This window comes from Undibacterium sp. CY21W (assembly GCF_014284265.1).
Taxonomy (GTDB): Bacteria; Pseudomonadota; Gammaproteobacteria; order Burkholderiales; family Burkholderiaceae_D; genus Undibacterium; species Undibacterium aquatile.
This window is the reverse complement of sequence record NZ_JACOGE010000001.1, coordinates 261232-278216: the sequence shown is the minus strand read 5'-3', so window position 1 is coordinate 278216 and position 16985 is coordinate 261232. Positions and strand designations below refer to the sequence as shown.

Annotated in this window: 15 protein-coding genes; 7 read left to right on the top strand and 8 right to left on the bottom strand. The window is 50.7% G+C overall.

Annotated elements, in window-relative coordinates; genetic code table 11:
* Nucleotide 1: 1 nt before the first annotated feature.
* Together H8K29_RS01190 and H8K29_RS01185 are read left to right on the top strand one after the other, a co-directional pair.
* The gene (locus tag H8K29_RS01190; RefSeq protein ID WP_186896077.1) at nucleotides 2–913 is read left to right on the top strand and encodes an ABC transporter permease; all 912 of its coding nucleotides are present in this window, start codon (nucleotides 2–4) and stop codon (nucleotides 911–913) included.
* Nucleotides 914–983: 70 nt separating this feature from the next.
* Complete coding sequence (locus H8K29_RS01185) at nucleotides 984–2123, top strand: BMP family ABC transporter substrate-binding protein (RefSeq protein ID WP_186896076.1); 1140 nt, start codon at nucleotides 984–986, stop codon at nucleotides 2121–2123.
* A gap of 77 nt (nucleotides 2124–2200) precedes the next feature.
* Here the strand turns inward: H8K29_RS01185 and H8K29_RS01180 are convergent, their stop codons facing one another.
* The 3 genes from H8K29_RS01180 to H8K29_RS01170 form a co-directional block, all read right to left on the bottom strand.
* Nucleotides 2201–3127, bottom strand: coding sequence for a LysR family transcriptional regulator (locus tag H8K29_RS01180; RefSeq protein ID WP_186896075.1), 927 nt, complete (start codon nucleotides 3125–3127; stop codon nucleotides 2201–2203).
* A complete protein-coding gene (locus tag H8K29_RS01175; RefSeq protein ID WP_186896074.1) occupies nucleotides 3124–3903 on the bottom strand; it encodes a class II glutamine amidotransferase in 780 nt (259 codons plus the stop codon). The genes H8K29_RS01180 and H8K29_RS01175 overlap by 4 nt, the downstream gene beginning before the upstream one ends.
* Nucleotides 3904–4008: 105 nt before the next feature.
* Nucleotides 4009–4899 carry a LysR family transcriptional regulator gene (locus H8K29_RS01170; protein WP_186896073.1) on the bottom strand — a complete coding sequence of 297 codons (891 nt, stop codon included), beginning with the start codon at nucleotides 4897–4899 and terminating at the stop codon, nucleotides 4009–4011.
* A 121-nt stretch (nucleotides 4900–5020) separates the two neighbouring features.
* On the opposite strand from H8K29_RS01170, the gene H8K29_RS01165 reads away from it, so the two are divergent.
* Together H8K29_RS01165 and H8K29_RS01160 are read left to right on the top strand one after the other, a co-directional pair.
* Nucleotides 5021–5887, top strand: a complete 867-nt coding sequence (locus tag H8K29_RS01165; RefSeq protein ID WP_186896072.1) for an MBL fold metallo-hydrolase — start codon at nucleotides 5021–5023, stop codon at nucleotides 5885–5887.
* A gap of 12 nt (nucleotides 5888–5899) precedes the next feature.
* On the top strand, nucleotides 5900–6538 hold the full coding sequence (locus tag H8K29_RS01160; RefSeq protein ID WP_186896071.1) for a DsbA family protein: 639 nt from the start codon (nucleotides 5900–5902) through the stop codon (nucleotides 6536–6538).
* 125 nt (nucleotides 6539–6663) lie between these two features.
* Here the strand turns inward: H8K29_RS01160 and mnmE are convergent, their stop codons facing one another.
* The 5 genes from mnmE to rpmH form a co-directional block, all read right to left on the bottom strand.
* On the bottom strand, nucleotides 6664–8070 hold the full coding sequence (gene mnmE, locus H8K29_RS01155; protein WP_186896070.1) for a tRNA uridine-5-carboxymethylaminomethyl(34) synthesis GTPase MnmE: 1407 nt from the start codon (nucleotides 8068–8070) through the stop codon (nucleotides 6664–6666).
* Between the two features lie 154 nt (nucleotides 8071–8224).
* Nucleotides 8225–9970 (bottom strand): membrane protein insertase YidC, encoded by a 1746-nt coding sequence (gene yidC, locus H8K29_RS01150; RefSeq protein ID WP_186896069.1) that lies wholly within the window; start codon nucleotides 9968–9970, stop codon nucleotides 8225–8227.
* 9 nt (nucleotides 9971–9979) lie between these two features.
* Nucleotides 9980–10279, bottom strand: coding sequence for a membrane protein insertion efficiency factor YidD (yidD, locus tag H8K29_RS01145; protein ID WP_186896068.1), 300 nt, complete (start codon nucleotides 10277–10279; stop codon nucleotides 9980–9982).
* Nucleotide 10280: 1 nt separating this feature from the next.
* Nucleotides 10281–10688: a ribonuclease P protein component gene (gene rnpA, locus H8K29_RS01140; RefSeq protein ID WP_186883995.1), complete on the bottom strand. Its 408-nt coding sequence runs from the start codon at nucleotides 10686–10688 to the stop codon at nucleotides 10281–10283.
* Between the two features lie 40 nt (nucleotides 10689–10728).
* A complete protein-coding gene (gene rpmH, locus H8K29_RS01135) occupies nucleotides 10729–10863 on the bottom strand; it encodes a 50S ribosomal protein L34 (RefSeq protein ID WP_061535510.1) in 135 nt (44 codons plus the stop codon).
* Nucleotides 10864–11383: 520 nt separating this feature from the next.
* Here rpmH and dnaA point away from each other — a divergent pair.
* From dnaA to gyrB, 3 genes are all read left to right on the top strand, one after another.
* Nucleotides 11384–12766 (top strand): chromosomal replication initiator protein DnaA, encoded by a 1383-nt coding sequence (dnaA, locus tag H8K29_RS01130; protein ID WP_186896067.1) that lies wholly within the window; start codon nucleotides 11384–11386, stop codon nucleotides 12764–12766.
* 291 nt (nucleotides 12767–13057) lie between these two features.
* Nucleotides 13058–14164, top strand: a complete 1107-nt coding sequence (gene dnaN / locus H8K29_RS01125; protein ID WP_186883997.1) for a DNA polymerase III subunit beta — start codon at nucleotides 13058–13060, stop codon at nucleotides 14162–14164.
* Between the two features lie 181 nt (nucleotides 14165–14345).
* A complete protein-coding gene (gene gyrB, locus H8K29_RS01120; protein ID WP_186896066.1) occupies nucleotides 14346–16850 on the top strand; it encodes a DNA topoisomerase (ATP-hydrolyzing) subunit B in 2505 nt (834 codons plus the stop codon).
* The last annotated feature ends 135 nt before the right edge of the window (nucleotides 16851–16985 follow it).

Sequence of the window (16985 nt, the reverse complement as noted above, 5' to 3'; positions counted from 1 at the left end):
CATGGAAAATTTTGCTGCTCTGATTGCTGCGTCAATCAATTCTGGTACACCGCTGCTGATCGCTGCCTTGGGTTTGCTGATCAATGAACGTGCAGGTGTGCTCAATCTTGGTGCCGAAGGCATGATGCTGGTCGCTGCGATTGTCGGCTTTGCGGTGGCTCATCAGACCAATGTCCCGGCTCTTGGTTTTGTCGCAGGTGCGCTTGCAGGAATGCTGATGTCGAGCCTGTTTGCATGGCTGACACTGGTACTGACCACCAACCAGGTAGCGACGGGTCTGGCATTATCGATTTTTGGTGCCGGGCTATCGGCGTTTATCGGGCAATCTTTCGTCGGTCAATCCTTACCGGCAGGCGCGCATGGTATTCCATTTTTATCAGAATTGCCGTTTCTGGGTAAGGCGTTATTTGATCAGCACTGGGCCGTGTATTTCAGCCTGTTGTTATGTGCCGGCATCATCTGGTTCTTATATCGCACCCGCGCCGGACTGGTGTTACGCGCAGTCGGAGAATCACCGGAATCTGCGCATGCTCTCGGTTATCCAGTCAGAAAAATCCGCTACGGTGCACTGTTATTCAGCGGTGCGTGCTGCGGTATTGCAGGCGCCTATCTGTCAGTAGTCTACACACCAATGTGGGTGGAAGGTCTGGTCGCAGGACGCGGCTGGATTGCCCTCGCGCTGACCACATTTGCTACCTGGCGTCCGGCACGCGTCTTGCTGGGTTCCTTACTGTTTGGCAGCGTGACTATCCTGCAATTTCATTTTCAGGCGATCGGTATTGCGGTTCCTTCACAAATTTTATCGATGCTACCTTACGCAGCAACGATACTTGTGTTGGTACTGATTTCACGTAATCCGGATTGGATACGCCTGAATATGCCAGCATCACTGGGGAAACCTTTCCGCCCCTGAACCGGACAGATGGTTCACGCTGTACTGTTTTCTGAAAACCTTATTTTTTGTTCACCGAAGGAAGCTCATTATGAAAATTTCCCGTAGAAAAACACTGGTGGCAGCAATGTCACTGGCGGTCTTTGGCCTTGCTGCTTGCGGTAAAAAAGAAGAAGCAAAACCTGAAGCCGCGCCAGCCAGTACGGTTGCCGCAACGGCAGCAGCTGAACCTTTAAAAGTCGGCTTCATCTATGTTGGCCCAGTCGGCGACGCAGGCTGGACTTATGCCCACGATGCGGCACGCAAACAGGTCGAAGCCAAATTCGGCGACAAAGTAAAAACCACATTTGTCGAAAATGTACCGGAAAGTGCTGCCGATGCTGAACGCGTAATTCGCGATCTGGCAACACAAGGTAACAAGATAATTTTCGGTACCACCTTCGGTTACATGGAAGCAATGCTGAAAGTAGCGAAAGATTTTCCTGATGTGAAATTTGAACATGCAACGGGCTACAAAACGGCAGACAATCTTGCGCAATACGATGTCCGTACTTATGAAGGCGCTTATCTGGCGGGTATCGCTGCTGGTAAATTGAGCAAATCCGGCAAATTGGGCGTGGTCGCTTCCGTACCAATTCCAGAAGTGCTGCGTAACATCAACGCATTTACGCTTGGTGCACGTGCCGTGAATCCTAAAGCAACGACCAAGGTTGTGTGGGTTAACAAATGGTTTGATCCGGGCAAAGAACGGGAAGCAGCAACGACACTGGTTGGTCAGGGTGTTGATGTACTGATGCAAAACACGGATTCTGCAGCAGTTGTACAGACAGCCGAAGAAAAAGGCGTGGTGGCTTTCGGTTGGGATAGCGACATGACGAAATTCGGTCCGAAAGCGCATGCTGCAGCGTCGGTGATCGACTGGAGCGGCTACTACATCAAGCGTGTTGGCGAAGCGATGGAAGGCAAATGGAAATCAGAAACCACCTGGTGGGGTCTGAAAGAAAACATGATAGACCTGAAAGCATTCAATGCGAATTTATCCGATGATGTGAAAAAACTCATCGCTGAAAAACGTCAGGGTGTGATTGATGGCACAGCGCCAATCTGGAAAGGTCCGATCAAAGACAACACAGGCAAAGAAGTGCTGGGTAAAGATGTCGTTGCTGACGACAAGTTCCTGCACGAAATCAAGTTCTATGTTGAAGGCGTGGATGGCAAAGTACCAGGCTGATCTGCCTCTGATCACATAGTCAAATAAAAACGTCGCCCGGTGCCACACCCGGCGACGTTTTTTATCTGCGCCCTGTCTCAGGCGTAGACTTCACCGGCGGCCTCGGCCACTATACGGCGCAGCCATTGCACTTCAGCTGCCGCATGTACCCGCTCGTGCCACAACATGAAGAACTGCATCTTTGGCATCGCAATCGGCATCGCCAATATTTCTATCGGCCAGTCTTTCGCACACTGAACGGCAAAGCTGCGACTGGTGGTGAAAACCAAATCCGTTTTCGACAAGATGTACGGCACCATACCAAAATACGGTATGGTCATCTGTATCTTACGTTTCAGTCCCTGCTCCGCCAGCGCCGTATCAATAATGCTGCGGTGTCCCATCATGTAAGGCGTCGGTGCCAGATGTGCCATTTCCAGATAATATTTCAGCGACAATCCTTTGCCGACAACGGGATGCTTGCGATTCACCATGCAAACAACGTCGTCTTCAAACAACTGCGCGATATGCAAATGCGGCGGTAAATCCGGCCAGTTACCGATCACGCAATCCAGCTCTCCACTTTCCAGCGCAGCGGCATAATCAAAACCGGCATTCAGTGCATGCACAACCAGAACTGCGTTGGGCGCGAGTTCCCGCACTTTTTCCATCACCAGAGGAATCAGTAACACGCTGAGATAATCAGGCGCACCGAGATGAAATACCCGCTCGCTGGTCGCCGCGACAAATGCCGGTGGCGGGCTGGCAATGCTTTCCAGCAGACTCAGCCCCTGACGCGCCAATAGCAGTAACTCCTGCCCGCGTTCGGTCGGCGTCATGCCATTTTTACCGCGCACCAGAATTGCATCGCCGGTGATATCCCGCAGACGTTTCAGCATATTGCTGATGGCGGGCTGAGATTGCCCCAGTTTCATTGCGGTACGCGTGACACTGCGTTCGCTCAGCAAGGTATGCAATACCCGCAGCAAATTGGCGTCCAGCTGATCAACCGGGCGCGCGCTCATGCCAGTAACTCCGTCAGCACCTTGCCGTCGACAAACACTTTCATTTCTCCAGGGGCAAACTGCGTCCAGATTTCGTCGCTGGTCAGCGGTTCAGTGACGATCACCGCCACCCTGTCGTCCGGTGTGGTGACCTCAGCAAAATCAACCGTTACCTGCTCATCCGATAAATTCGCCGTCGTGAACGGATACTGCCGGATGATGTAATGTAATTTGGTCGAACAGTGAGTGAATAAGGCTTCACCGTTTGAGAGCATCATATTGAATGTACCAAATGCGGCGATTTCGCTGGCAATCCCGCGCAGAAACGATGTCAGTTCGGGCAATGCCGGTAAAGTTCGCCCGAACCGATGGCGCATTTGCTGCAGGATGTAGCAAAAGGCACGTTCACTATCCGTCGTTCCTACCGGTAAAAAACTACCGTCGAGTTCGGGCGCAAATTCTTTCAGGTCCCCATTATGGGCAAATACCCAGTAACGGCCCCAGCATTCGCGTACAAACGGATGGCAATTTTCCAGCATGACTTCACCTTGTGTCGCCTTACGGATATGCGCAATGACATTTTTTGATTGGATTGGTAAACGCTTGATCAGATCAGCCACCGGTGAGCTGACTGCGGGCTGATGATCGACAAAATGACGTACGCCATTGCCTTCAAAAAAAGCGATGCCCCAGCCATCTTTATGCTCATCGGTACGTCCGCCGCGCGTCGCAAAACCCGTGAAACTGAACACGATGTCGGTCGGGGTATTGCAGTTCATTCCTAATAATTGACACATGATGCAAACAGAAAAATTCGGTATCCGCACACCTTAACATAGGCGAACTTATTTATGCTCCCGGGCGATGTATATTCAGACTGCGATTGTCAGCCTTGTTGTGTGCTACCAAGCAATTCCAGCAAAGCGCTCTGCCAGAAAATCCAGTAAAGCCCTTACCGCTGGCGACAAATGTTTGCGTGACGGGTATAGCGCATAGATAGACATGTCGGGCAATTGCCATTCGGGCAGCACCACTTGCAGGCTTCCGTCTTCCAGATATGGCTTTGCCAGATAAACCGGTTGCAGAGCAATGCCGCCACCGGCCTGCGCAGCGCACAACAATGCGGTTGCTTCATTGGCGCTGAAATAGCTGCTGATTCTGACGGACACCAGTTCCTCCCCGCGCCTGAGAGTCCACACACTTTTACCAAAATTGGCATAGCTGAGGCCACGGTGTGCCGCCAGTTCGGCTGGTGTCTGTGGCATACCATGAACACGAAGATACGCGGGAGACGCAACCAGAACTGAAGAGCACGGTGCCAGTACCCGCCCTATCAGGCTGGGATCAGGTTCAGCGCTGATGCGAATAGCCAGATCAATACGGGCATCGACCAGATTCAAGGCACCTTCACTGATGTTCAGATCAATTTTTAGCTGCGGATTGCGTTTCAAAAAATCCACAATCGCTGCCGCGATCTGCGCATAGGCAAATGACATGCTGCAAGTAATGCGCAACTGCCCCCTCAATTCGCCTTCGTGGCTACCGGTTTCTTCTTCCATGTTTTCCATCAGCGCCATCATTTGCTCACTGCGCCGCAAACAGTTTTCACCCGCGTCGGTCAGCGTCACGCGTCGCGTCGTTCGTTGCAGCAGACGTGCGCCCAGCCATTGTTCGAGTTCACTGATGTAGCGCGTGACCATCGCACGCGACATATCGAGTTTGTCAGCAGTTGCCGTAAAACTGCCACTCTTTGCCACCTCGGTAAACACTTGCATTGCAATCAGTCTATCCATCATTCGCTCATTTTATGAAACAGTTATGCGCACTTTAGCGTATTTATCTGTACAAATACTGAAACTATAGTAGCTACCTGTACTGCAAAACAGTTTTTTTAATACTCAACAGGAGTTCACCATGATCCGCACATCCATCGTCGCCGCATCTCTCGCCATCGCTTTCACCTCCGCACACGCAGCGCAACCGCTGCAAGTGAAGGTGTACAACGCGGACGGCAATAGTTTTAACGTTAATTCAGCCCTGGTGTATGGCGAGAAAGATGCGATGGTCATTGACGCCGGCTTTACCCGCGCAGATGCACTGCGTATTGCCGCCAATGTACTCGACAGTGGAAAAAAATTGACGACCATCTATGTCAGTCAGGCTGATCCCGATTACTACTTTGGTGTGGAAACGCTGAAAGAAATATTTCCTCAGGCTGACGTCGTAACGACTTCGGCTGTGCTGGAGAAGCTGATGCCGAAACTGGCAGGTAAAGTCGCATTCTGGGGACCTAAAATGGGCGCCAATGCACCGCGCAAACCAGTGGTACCGCGAGCATTGTCAGAGAATACCCTGACGCTGGAAGGGCAAACCATTGAGATCCGCGGCACACAAGGTGTACTGGCGCACCGTCCTTATACCTGGATTCCGTCCATCAAAGCCATTGTCGGTAACATCGGTGTTTTCGGTCAGATGCATGTCTGGACAGCAGACACACAAACCGCAGCAGAGCGCGCCGCCTGGGTCGCACAATTGGATGAAATGGCGGCACTGAAACCTGAGCTCGTCGTGCCCAGCCACATGCAATCAGGAACAAAAATCGATATCAGCAACATCACGTTCACAAAAGATTACCTGCAAACATTTGAGAAAAAACTCGCGACCAGCAGCAATAGTGCAGAGCTGATCAATGCAATGAAACAGGCCTATCCGCAGATCAGCGCTGGTAGTATGTCGCTGGACATCGGCGCCAAGGTCAACAAAGGCGAAATGAAGTGGTAAGGAGAAAGCAACATGAAAACGACGATCACCTATCTGTTTGATCCCTTGTGTGGCTGGTGTTACGGTGCGGCGCCGATGATAGGAAAGCTGAGAGAGCAAAGCGATATCACGCTGGTGCTGGCACCATCCGGCCTGTTTTCGGACAGCGGCGGACGCGTCATGGATGCGGCGTTTGCTGATTACGCATGGTCAAATGATCAGCGTATCGAAAAACTCACAGGACAACGCTTTACTCCGGAATACCGCTCGCACATTCTGGGTAAGCCGGGTAGCCGTTTCGATTCGGCAGCAGCAACAATGGCGCTCAGCGCGGTTGCGATGAGCGCACCGGAAAGGGAATTCGACGCACTCAGGCTGTTACAGGAAGCCCGTTATCTGTACGCACAGGACACCTGCGATTGGTCTGTCGTGACCACTGTTTTACGCAATAACAATTTTAATCGTGCTGCAGATAGTCTGGCATCACCCGACGATGCCCTGCGCGACCGTCACCGGAAGCGTATCCGCAACGCACAGGAAATGATGCACAGTTTCGGCGTACAAGGAGTACCGGCGTTGATTATCAGCGATGGACAGGGGAGCCGTCTGCTCAGAAGTAATGCGCTGTACACCAGCTTTGATACCCTGCTCAGCGACATTGCGGCAGTGTGAGGAAATCATTCCGCTCATCACCATAAAAAAAGCTGACCGTTTGGTCAGCTTTTTTTAGCGTCGTATCCGAGCAAATTACCCCAACACGGCGATTACAGATCATTCTGCCGTCAAGAAGTGTCGGTCTACTTTCCTATACAGAAACGCGAGAAAATCACACCCAGCAAATCGTCCGACGTGAATTCACCGGTGATGCTGTTGAGGCGATCTTGTGTCAGGCGCAGTTCTTCGGCGAATAAATCCAGCGACTGATCATTTTGCGCGGCGTATTCAGCCGCGTTTTGCAGATGTTCATTTGCTTGCTTCAACGCAATCAGATGCCGTTCGCGAGCCAGATATAAGGATTCACCCGTCTGCTGCCAACCAGCGATGCGCAATAATTCCTTGCGCAACAGATCGATGCCGATATGCTCAGAGGCGGACAGATAAATATGCGTCGCATCATCCATAGAATCAACGCTGGCATGATGACCAGAGAGATCAATCTTGTTCCAGACGCGAATCACAGGAACACCATCAGGAAAACGGGCTACGATAGCTTCGTCGGCACGGGTCGGGCCACGGCTGGCATCCAGCAGATGCAAAATCACATCGGCCTTTTCAACCTCGGCCCAAGTGCGCTCAATACCAATACGCTCAACCGTATCAATGGCATTCACGATCCCACCGGGCTCGGTATCGTCGTGCTCGTGACGTATACCTGCGGTGTCGATGATATTCAGCGGTATGCCTTCGATATGGATGGTTTCCGTCACTTTATCGCGGGTCGTGCCGGCAATCGGTGTGACGATTGCCACATCATCACCAGCCAGCGAATTAAGTAAAGAAGATTTACCGACATTCGGCTGCCCGGCCAGTACCACATTCAAACCCTGACGCAGTAATGCGCCCTGCGCGGCCTGTTCGAACACTTTTTGCAAAGCGGTCTGTATCACCGATAGCTGACCTCGTGCATTTGATTTTTCGAGAAAATCGATTTCTTCCTCAGGAAAATCCAGTGTCGCTTCCACCAGCATACGCAGATGCACGACCTTCTCCACCAAGGCATGAATCACTTTAGAAAATGCGCCGGACAAGGATTGCGAAGCCGATTTCGCAGCAGCTTCGGTCGATGCTTCAATCAGATCGGAAACTGCCTCTGCCTGCGCCAGATCGAGTTTGTCATTCAAAAAAGCGCGTTGTGTGAATTCACCCGGCTCTGCCAAGCGCAGACCAGATTCTTTACCGGCTTCCAGACAGCGACTCAGTAACATTTGCATGACGACCGGGCCGCCATGCCCTTGCAACTCAATCACATCTTCGCCGGTATACGAATGTGGCGCTTTGAAATACAGCGCGATGCCCTGATCAATGACCGAGCCATCCGCTAGCGTAAAAGGCAGATAAGTTGCGTGACGGGGTTTTAACTGGGTGCTGCCAAACAACGCTGTCATCACGGCAGCCAGATTTTTACCGGAAATCCGCACAACTCCGATGCCTCCGCGTCCGGGGGCAGTGGCAATGGCGGCGATGGGAATAGGATCGTAAGTCATGTTGAAATTCTATCTGTGCTTGCACTCTTCAAGTGCAGAATTGTCTGTATAGCTGTGACTGAAATGCGACAAGCTGAAGGTACGTCTTGCAGCCTGAACATCGTTGCAGCGATAAAAAAAGCCCGCACGACGCGGGCTTTTTTCTGGTGTGACGTTAAGCCTTGTGCTCAGGTGGAATCAATTTATTGTTGATCACCCATTGCTGACCTATCGATAGAATATTATTCACGACCCAGTACAGTACCAGACCGGATGGGAAGAAGAAGAACATGACGGAAAATGCTAACGGCATGAACATCATCATCTTCGCTTGCATAGGATCTGCTGGTGCCGGATTGAGCTTGGTTGTGATGTACATCGAGATCGCGTAAATCACAGGCAAAATGAACAACGGATCAGGTGCGGTCAGATCAGTGATCCAGCCCATCCACGGCGCGCCGCGCATTTCCACACTGGCTTGCAATACCCAGTACAGAGCCAGGAAAATCGGCATCTGGATCAGGATAGGGAAGCAGCCACCGAGCGGATTGATCTTCTCAGTTTTGTACAACTCCATCATCGCCTGATTCATTTTTTGCGGATCGTTTTTATAACGTTCGCGCACTGCCTGCATCTTCGGCGTAACCACTTTCATTTTCGCCATGCTGCGATAGCCAGCCGCTGACAATGGGAACAAGGCCAGTTTGATTGCAATAGTGAAGGCAACGATAGTCCAGCCCCAGTTGCCGATCAGACCGTGTATCAACTCCATCAGACCAAACAATGGTTTAGCGATAATTGCCAGGATGCCGTAGTCTTTCACCAGCTCTAAACCTGGGGCAATTTTTTCCAATGTGGCAGTCGATTGTGGGCCGGAATACAAAACAGCATCACTAGATTTGCTTGCACCCGGAGCGATACTACCCAGCGGCAATACTGTGCTGACTGAGAAGACATTCTCTTTCACTTGTTCCGTGCGGAACTCGCGCGCCCCCTTGTCTTGCGGTACAAATGCAGAAACAAAGAAATGCTGTATCACTGCAACCCAGCCGTTATCGGCTGATTTCGCATGGCTGCTGTTGCTGCTGCCAGCCAGTTCTTTTTCCGCTTTATGAATTTTTTCAAAATCCAGTTTCTGGAATTTTTCAGCATCGGTATAGATTGCCGGTGCATAAAATTCACTTGGGCCGGTGAACATCGAGCCACCCTCTGGTTTTGTGCCATCGTGAATTAACTGCAAGTACAGCGATGGTGTAATCGCCGCTGTGCTGTTGTTGCTGACAGTATGTTGAACGCCGACTGCGTAATCACCTTTTTTGAAGGTAAAGGTTTTCGTCAGTTTCACACCATTCTGTTCTGACTCCAGCACCAATTGAACGCTGCTATCTGCATCCAGCGTACGTTTGCCTGGTTTCGCAACAAACACAGATTTATGGTTAGGAAACGCACCGTTGATCAGGCCAGTCTGTGCCAGATAAATTCGTTTTTCGCCAGCATCAAACAGAACAACATTTTTGTGATTTTCTGTCTTTTCTTTCAAGCCAACGGCTTCCAGAAACGGCGTGTAGAAATGCTCGTGTTTGGCGTCTTCTTTGTATTTCAACAATTCAAGACGTCGAACCTCACCACCCAGCGTGTCGATATCGGCTTTCATCACGTCAGTCGTGATCGTGATGATCTCGCTCTTGACAGGAGCAACGGCAGGGTTATTCGCAGAGACCGGAGCGCCATTTGCACTGACTGCCGGTGTTGGTGCGGCCACAGCGGAGGCAGAAGCCGGAGCATTGGTATTTTTACTTTGCTGCGTGGTCGCGGAAGGAAAAAACATGGACGATTTGCCATTGTGGCGCATCCAGTTGTCCCACAGGAGCAACAGCGACATAGAGAAAATAACCCACAGGACGGTACGTTTGATATCCATTTGTGTATGTCAGGAAAGGTGTGAGGAATGACCAGTGTCGCCAGTATGATCGTGGCAACACTTGTCGGATGTGGGGACGGTCTTATTTTTTTCACCGGCAGGTGGAACATTATCCACGCCACCAGGATGCCAGGGATGACATTTGCACAGGCGTTTGCCGGCTAAATAACTTCCCTTAACGGCACCGTGCAGCTGAATCGCCTCTGCTGCATATTCAGAACAACTGGGGTAAAAACGACAATTCTGCCCCAGCATAGGACTGATTGCATACTTATAAAAGCGTAGCAACAGGAGCAGCAGTGTTTTCATGTCAGCCAGCCTTACAAGCAGGCGCAGCGAACAGACGCACGATTTCCGCCCGCAGCTCACGTTTGAGCTGGGCAGTTGTCGCAGGACCGTCTTTGCTGTTCACTGGTCTGGATAAGCGCACAATACAATCCACGTTTTGCAACGCTGAGCACCGGAAGATCTCACGCGTGACGCGCTTGATCGTGTTGCGTGTTACCGCCCGTGGCGCAAAGCGCTTGGCAGCAACAACACCCAGACGAGCGTGCGGCAAATCATTGGTTCTGGCATACAGCACAAAATGCGGCGTTTTTTGTACGGGGCGCAAACGAAAAACGGATGAAAACTCATCCGTTTTAACGATGCGACGAACGCGGGCAAAATCTGCACCGCCTGCATCTGCCTGAACTGGGTCAGTTAAATGATTGATCATGCGATTTCAGCCAGAGCTGCCGCAGACCAACAATTTAAAATCAAGCTGCCAGGCGTTTACGGCCTTTGGCACGGCGTGCGTTCAGAACAGCGCGGCCACCGCGGGTTGCCATACGTGCGCGGAAACCGTGGGTGCGCTTGCGGCGAACGACGGAAGGTTGGTAAGTACGTTTCATGTTGGTCTCGCTATTTGAGCAATAAAAAAAATCGGAATTACGGGTAAAGGCTTGCGTTTAATTGACGTCAGGCTTTTCACCTTTACTGCCCCAAAACCGCTGCTCATGGCTTGTTGCATGTCGTAAAAACGATGCACCATCCAATAAAAGAGGGTAGGGAACCCTGAATTAGACACCATTTTTAGCTTACGTGTCAATCACTTAGCACAAAATTTAATCAAAGCCCGTTTACGTACGGTCGTGCATAGGGAAGAATAAATTTAATCTCAAGGCTGTGGATAACTCTTGCAGTCGCGGTTAAAATAGAGGATTAGCGCGGCACCGGTTTATGCCTTTAAGGCAACTTTTTTGATCTGACTCAGATACAATGAGTTCAAAAAGGGTAAAGGAAACTGTTGCGAAATTCGTCTGTGTTCACTCAACTACAAGCGCCGTTCCGGCTTCCGGATGGCAGACTGATTTCGCAATCGCTTCATAGATTCGGCACCGCGCATTTGCATTTAATACATTAAAGTCATACATGGAAAATTTCTGGCAAGCCTGTTCGTCCCAACTTGAGCAAGAGCTTCCACCGCAACAATACAGCGCCTGGATCAAACCTCTCGTACCGCTCGACTTCGAAGAAGGCAAGCTGCGCATTGCTGCGCCCAACCGTTTTAAACTCGACTGGGTCAAAGCCCAGTTCGCTAACCGCATTTCAGAATTAGCCAATCAATATTGGGATGATGAAGTAGAAGTACAGTTTGTACTTGATCCGCGTGGCGGCAAAAAGCTAGCTGCACCCGCCCCTCGCGGCAACGGCAGCGATGGTGATCATTCCACGGCTAATGTCGAAATTGTCCAGGAAGCTGTGGCTGCGCCAGAAGCATCACCACGGCGCGACCTGAGCCGCATCAATGTCGAACTGACTTTCGACAGCTTCGTAACAGGTAAGGCGAATCAATTGGCACGCGCCGCAGCGATACAGGTGGCGAATAATCCGGGCGTATCTTACAACCCGCTGTTTCTGTATGGCGGCGTCGGGCTCGGTAAGACGCATTTGATTCATGCGATAGGTAACCAGATTCTGGTGGACAACCCGAACGCGAAAATCCGTTACATCCACGCTGAGCAATATGTACGCGACGTTGTCACGGCATATCAGCGCAAGGGTTTTGATGAATTCAAACGTTATTACCATTCGCTTGATCTGCTGCTGATCGATGATATTCAATTCTTTGGCGGTAAAAGCCGTACGCAGGAAGAGTTTTTCTATGCGTTTGAAGCACTGATCGCCGCGAAAAAACAGATCATCATCACCAGTGATACTTATCCAAAAGAAATCACCGGGATGGATGACCGCCTGATTTCGCGTTTTGACTCTGGTTTGACAGTTGCGATTGAACCACCGGAGCTGGAAATGCGGGTGGCGATTCTGCTCAAAAAAGCGCATTCCGAAGGCGTACATTTTTCAGACGACGTCGCGTTTTTCGTCGCCAAACATCTGCGTTCAAATGTGCGCGAGCTGGAAGGCGCACTGCGCAAAATTCTTGCTTACTCCCGCTTCCATGGCAAAGAAATCACGATCGATGTTGTGAAAGAAGCGCTGAAAGATTTGTTGTCGGTGCAGAACCGCCAGATATCGGTAGAAAACATCCAGAAAACCGTGGCTGACTTTTTCAATATCAAAGTCGCCGATATGTATTCTAAAAAACGTCCGGCCAATATCGCCAGACCGCGCCAGATTGCGATGTATCTGGCAAAAGAACTGACGCAAAAGAGTTTGCCTGAGATTGGTGAATTATTTGGCGGACGCGATCACACCACAGTCTTGCATGCGGTACGCAAGATTACGGCTGATCGCGCGAAAAACCCTGAGTGTAACCACGAGCTGCATGTGTTGGAACAAACGCTCAAGGGTTGATCGCTGAAGCTTGAAAGTCTGGTCGGGCTAAAATAACCGAACCATCATGATGCAGAAGTGACAGCAGCAATCAAAGTATAAAGGCCTCGCCCACTTTTCGGGTCAGGCGTGAGTTTTTAAGTAGTCAGGCAGTACATAAAAAAGTAATAAGAGACGAAGCAGATAAAGTCACGGACAGAAAGCAGATCGCAAAACAAGAGGCAGCAACGTGCGAGATGCGACTGCCAGTGAACTTAACTGAGGCGCCCACAAATCAGGTCCCTTATCAACAACATAAGTGAGGATATTCAAATGCAATTGGTTAAAACCCACCGGGATACCCTGCTCCGGCCTTTGCAAATTGTGAGTGGTATTGTCGAGCGTCGGCACACATTGCCGATTTTGGCCAATATCCTCATTCGCAAAGATGGCGAACAAGTGTCGTTCCTCTCGACGGACATCGAGGTGCAGATCACTACCAAAGCAGAAATCGGCTCTGGCGGCGAGAACGTTGCCACCACAGTCGCTGCGCGTAAATTGCTGGACATCTTGCGCGCCCTGCCGGATGACAATGATGTTGTATTAAAACTGGATAACAAGCGCATGAGCGTGCAATCGGGTAAATCCCGTTTCTCGTTGCAGACGCTGGCAGCAGAAGAGTTTCCTACAGTAGCGCAGGCTGAGCACTTCAATGCCAGCGTAAACCTGCCACAAAAAACCCTGAAACACTTGTTCAACATGGTGCATTTCTCCATGGCGCAACAAGATATCCGTTATTACCTGAATGGCCTGTTGCTGGTGGTCGATGGCAAGAACGTCATCGCTGTTGCCACTGATGGTCACCGTCTGGCGTATTGCCAGGTCGAAGTCGAACAAGAATTTCCACGCCACGAAGTCATCATTCCGCGCAAAACCATCATTGAATTGCAGCGCTTGCTGGAAGACAAAGATGATCCTGTGCAAATCGACATCGCGAATAACCAGGTCAAACTGACATTTGCTGATATCGAATTGATTTCCAAACTGGTCGAAGGCAAATTCCCAGACTTCAACCGCGTGATTCCTAAAGGTTACAAAAACAATTTCACACTGGGTCGCGAACAATTGCTGCGCTCTTTACAACGCGCCGCGATCATGACCAGCGACAAGTTTAAAGGCGTGCGCTGCGTTATCACACCTGGCAGCATGCAAATCTTGTCGACCAATGCCGATCAGGAAGAAGCGATGGAAGAAATTGAAATCGACTACGGTGGTGATAACGTCGATATCGGTTTCAATGTCAGTTATCTGCTGGATGTATTGAATAACCTGAAGTGCGAGCAAGTCAACATTGCTTTGGGCGATTCAAATTCATCTGCACTGATCACCATTCCTGACAACACCGACTTTAAATACGTCGTGATGCCAATGCGAATCTGATTTGCTCTGCCCCTTCTTCTGTCCGCAGAAGAAGGGTTGGGGATGAAAGCACCGTCATCACGCCGCATCCTGCGTAGTCTCGCTGATCCGCGTTTCGCTCCGCCTTCACCCCGCCCTCTTACACCTACGCAAGAGGGAGTTAACACCCTTGAACACGCAGTAAACACAACAGAAGGTAGCCATGTCCGATAACAACCAAGACAATACTCCAGCCCAAGCCGCCAGTTCAGCGCAATACGGCGCATCCTCCATCCAGATTCTGGAAGGCCTGGAAGCCGTGCGTAAGCGCCCCGGCATGTACATTGGCGATACATCGGATGGCACCGGCTTGCATCATCTGGTATTCGAAGTTTTAGATAACTCGATTGACGAATCTCTGGCAGGACACTGTACCGAGATCAACGTTGCAATTCATACCGATAACTCCATCTCCATTACCGATAACGGTCGCGGCATTCCAACCGGCATCAAATGGGACGATAAGCACGAGCCGAAACGCAGCGCCGCCGAAATCGTCATGACCGAATTGCATGCGGGTGGTAAATTCGATCAGAACTCCTACAAAGTATCCGGCGGTTTGCACGGTGTTGGTGTTTCCTGCGTGAATGGCTTGTCCAAATTACTGAAACTGACGATACGCCGCGATGGCAAAGTTCACACCATGGAATTTGTGCGTGGTGTTCCGCAAAACCGTGAACTTGAAACGGTTGATGGCGTTCTCACTTCCCCGATCAAAGTCATTGGTGACACTGACAAACGCGGCACCGAAGTCCATTTCTGGGCTGATGAAGAAATCTTCACGCATGTTGAATTTCATTACGAGATCCTCGCAAAACGTATCCGCGAACTTTCATTCCTGAACAATGGCGTGCGCATCAAACTGAATGATCACCGCACCGGCAAAGAAGAATTATTTGCTTTTGAAGGTGGCACCCGTGGTTTCGTTGAATACATCAACAAAAATAAATCAGTTTTGCATCCGACCATTTTCCAGGCAACTGGTGAAAAAATGTCGGATCAGGGCACCAACATTACCGTGGACGTTTCCATGCAATGGAACGATGCCTACAACGAACAAGTGCTGTGTTTCACCAATAATATTCCGCAACGCGACGGCGGAACGCATCTGACCGGTTTGCGTGCAGCGATGACGCGCGTGATCAATAAATATATCGACGAACACGAATACGCAAAGAAAGCCAAAGTTGAAGTCACCGGTGACGATATGCGCGAAGGCTTAACCTGCGTCTTGTCCGTCAAGGTACCTGAACCAAAATTCAGCTCGCAGACAAAAGATAAGCTGGTATCTTCAGAAGTGCGCGGCCCTGTCGAAGAAATCGTCACAAAAACATTGACGGATTATCTGGCTGAAAAACCAAACGATGCCAAAATTATTTGCGGCAAAATCGTTGAAGCATCGCGCGCCCGCGAAGCCGCCCGCAAAGCCCGCGAACTGACCCGCCGTAAAGGTGTGATGGATGGTTTAGGCTTATCTTCCAAACTCGCCGACTGCCAGGAAAAAGACCCTGCCCTGTGCGAACTGTACATCGTCGAAGGTGACTCTGCGGGTGGCTCTGCGAAGCAAGGCCGTGATCGTAAATTCCAGGCGATTTTGCCATTGCGCGGTAAAGTGCTGAACGTAGAAAAAGCCCGCTTTGAAAAAATGCTGTCGAGCGAACAGATCACCACCCTGATCGCCACCCTCGGCACATCCATCGGCCCTGACGAATTCAACGCCGATAAATTACGCTATCACCGCATCATCATCATGACCGATGCCGACGTTGACGGTGCCCACATCCGCACCCTGCTGCTGACCCTGTTCTATCGCCAGATGCCGCAACTGGTCGAACGTGGCCACATCTACATCGCGCAACCACCACTCTACAAAGTCAAAGCGGGTCGCGATGAACGCTACCTCAAAGATGATGCCGAAGAAGCGCAATACATGATGACCGTGGCACTGACCAACGCATCGCTGATACCAAGCACAGGCGCAGCGCCTATCACTGGCGACGCACTGGCCGAATTGGTACGTCAATACAATCTGGCCAATGCCATCATGACGCGCCTGACGCGCCTGATAGACCGCGCCGCACTGACAGCGATCATGACTGGTGTCACCCTGAATTTTGAGAGCGCAGAAAGTACCGAACAAACTGCTCAGCAAATGACCAACACCATCAATGACCCGGCAATCAAAGTCATCGCCATCAACGATGATGTCAATGGCACCCGCACCCTGCGTGTAGAACGCATGCATCACGGCAATATCAAAGTCAGCAATATCGAATCTGATTTCGTTGTCAGCGCCGATTACAAAGTATTGGAAAACGCGGCAGCCACATTTAAAGGCTTGTTAGGCGAAGGCGCGTTCATCCGCCGTGGTGAAGGCGAACGCGTCAAGGAAATCGCTGTGCAGGATTTCCACCACGCCATGCTGTGGCTGCGCGAAGAAGCCGAACGCGGCGTCTCCAAACAGCGCTACAAAGGTCTGGGCGAAATGAACCCAAGCCAACTCTGGGAAACCACCATGGACCCAACCGTGCGCCGCTTACTCAAAGTGCAAATCGAAGACGCGATCGCCGCCGACCAGATCTTTACGACATTGATGGGCGACGACGTAGAACCCCGCCGTGCTTTCATTGAAAGCAATGCGTTAAGGGCGGGGAATATTGACGTTTGAAGTCAATTAAATCTGTAGAAAATTGAAGCCTGCTGTTATCTAGTGGGCTTTTTTTTGTCCCAGCATACTTTGAGAAAAAATTAGACTGTCTTAGGTATCGGTTGGTAAGTTGAGCGCATTTGTAGCGAAGCAAGC

Coding starts and splice junctions, on each gene's coding strand:
- H8K29_RS01190 (WP_186896077.1), top strand. CDS start 2: ATGGAAAATTTTGCTGCTCTGATTGCTGCGTCAATCAATTCTGGTACA.
- H8K29_RS01185 (WP_186896076.1), top strand. CDS start 984: ATGAAAATTTCCCGTAGAAAAACACTGGTGGCAGCAATGTCACTGGCG.
- H8K29_RS01180 (WP_186896075.1), bottom strand. CDS start 3,127: ATGAGCGCGCGCCCGGTTGATCAGCTGGACGCCAATTTGCTGCGGGTA.
- H8K29_RS01175 (WP_186896074.1), bottom strand. CDS start 3,903: ATGTGTCAATTATTAGGAATGAACTGCAATACCCCGACCGACATCGTG.
- H8K29_RS01170 (WP_186896073.1), bottom strand. CDS start 4,899: ATGGATAGACTGATTGCAATGCAAGTGTTTACCGAGGTGGCAAAGAGT.
- H8K29_RS01165 (WP_186896072.1), top strand. CDS start 5,021: ATGATCCGCACATCCATCGTCGCCGCATCTCTCGCCATCGCTTTCACC.
- H8K29_RS01160 (WP_186896071.1), top strand. CDS start 5,900: ATGAAAACGACGATCACCTATCTGTTTGATCCCTTGTGTGGCTGGTGT.
- mnmE (WP_186896070.1), bottom strand. CDS start 8,070: ATGACTTACGATCCTATTCCCATCGCCGCCATTGCCACTGCCCCCGGA.
- yidC (WP_186896069.1), bottom strand. CDS start 9,970: ATGGATATCAAACGTACCGTCCTGTGGGTTATTTTCTCTATGTCGCTG.
- yidD (WP_186896068.1), bottom strand. CDS start 10,279: ATGAAAACACTGCTGCTCCTGTTGCTACGCTTTTATAAGTATGCAATC.
- rnpA (WP_186883995.1), bottom strand. CDS start 10,688: ATGATCAATCATTTAACTGACCCAGTTCAGGCAGATGCAGGCGGTGCA.
- rpmH (WP_061535510.1), bottom strand. CDS start 10,863: ATGAAACGTACTTACCAACCTTCCGTCGTTCGCCGCAAGCGCACCCAC.
- dnaA (WP_186896067.1), top strand. CDS start 11,384: ATGGAAAATTTCTGGCAAGCCTGTTCGTCCCAACTTGAGCAAGAGCTT.
- dnaN (WP_186883997.1), top strand. CDS start 13,058: ATGCAATTGGTTAAAACCCACCGGGATACCCTGCTCCGGCCTTTGCAA.
- gyrB (WP_186896066.1), top strand. CDS start 14,346: ATGTCCGATAACAACCAAGACAATACTCCAGCCCAAGCCGCCAGTTCA.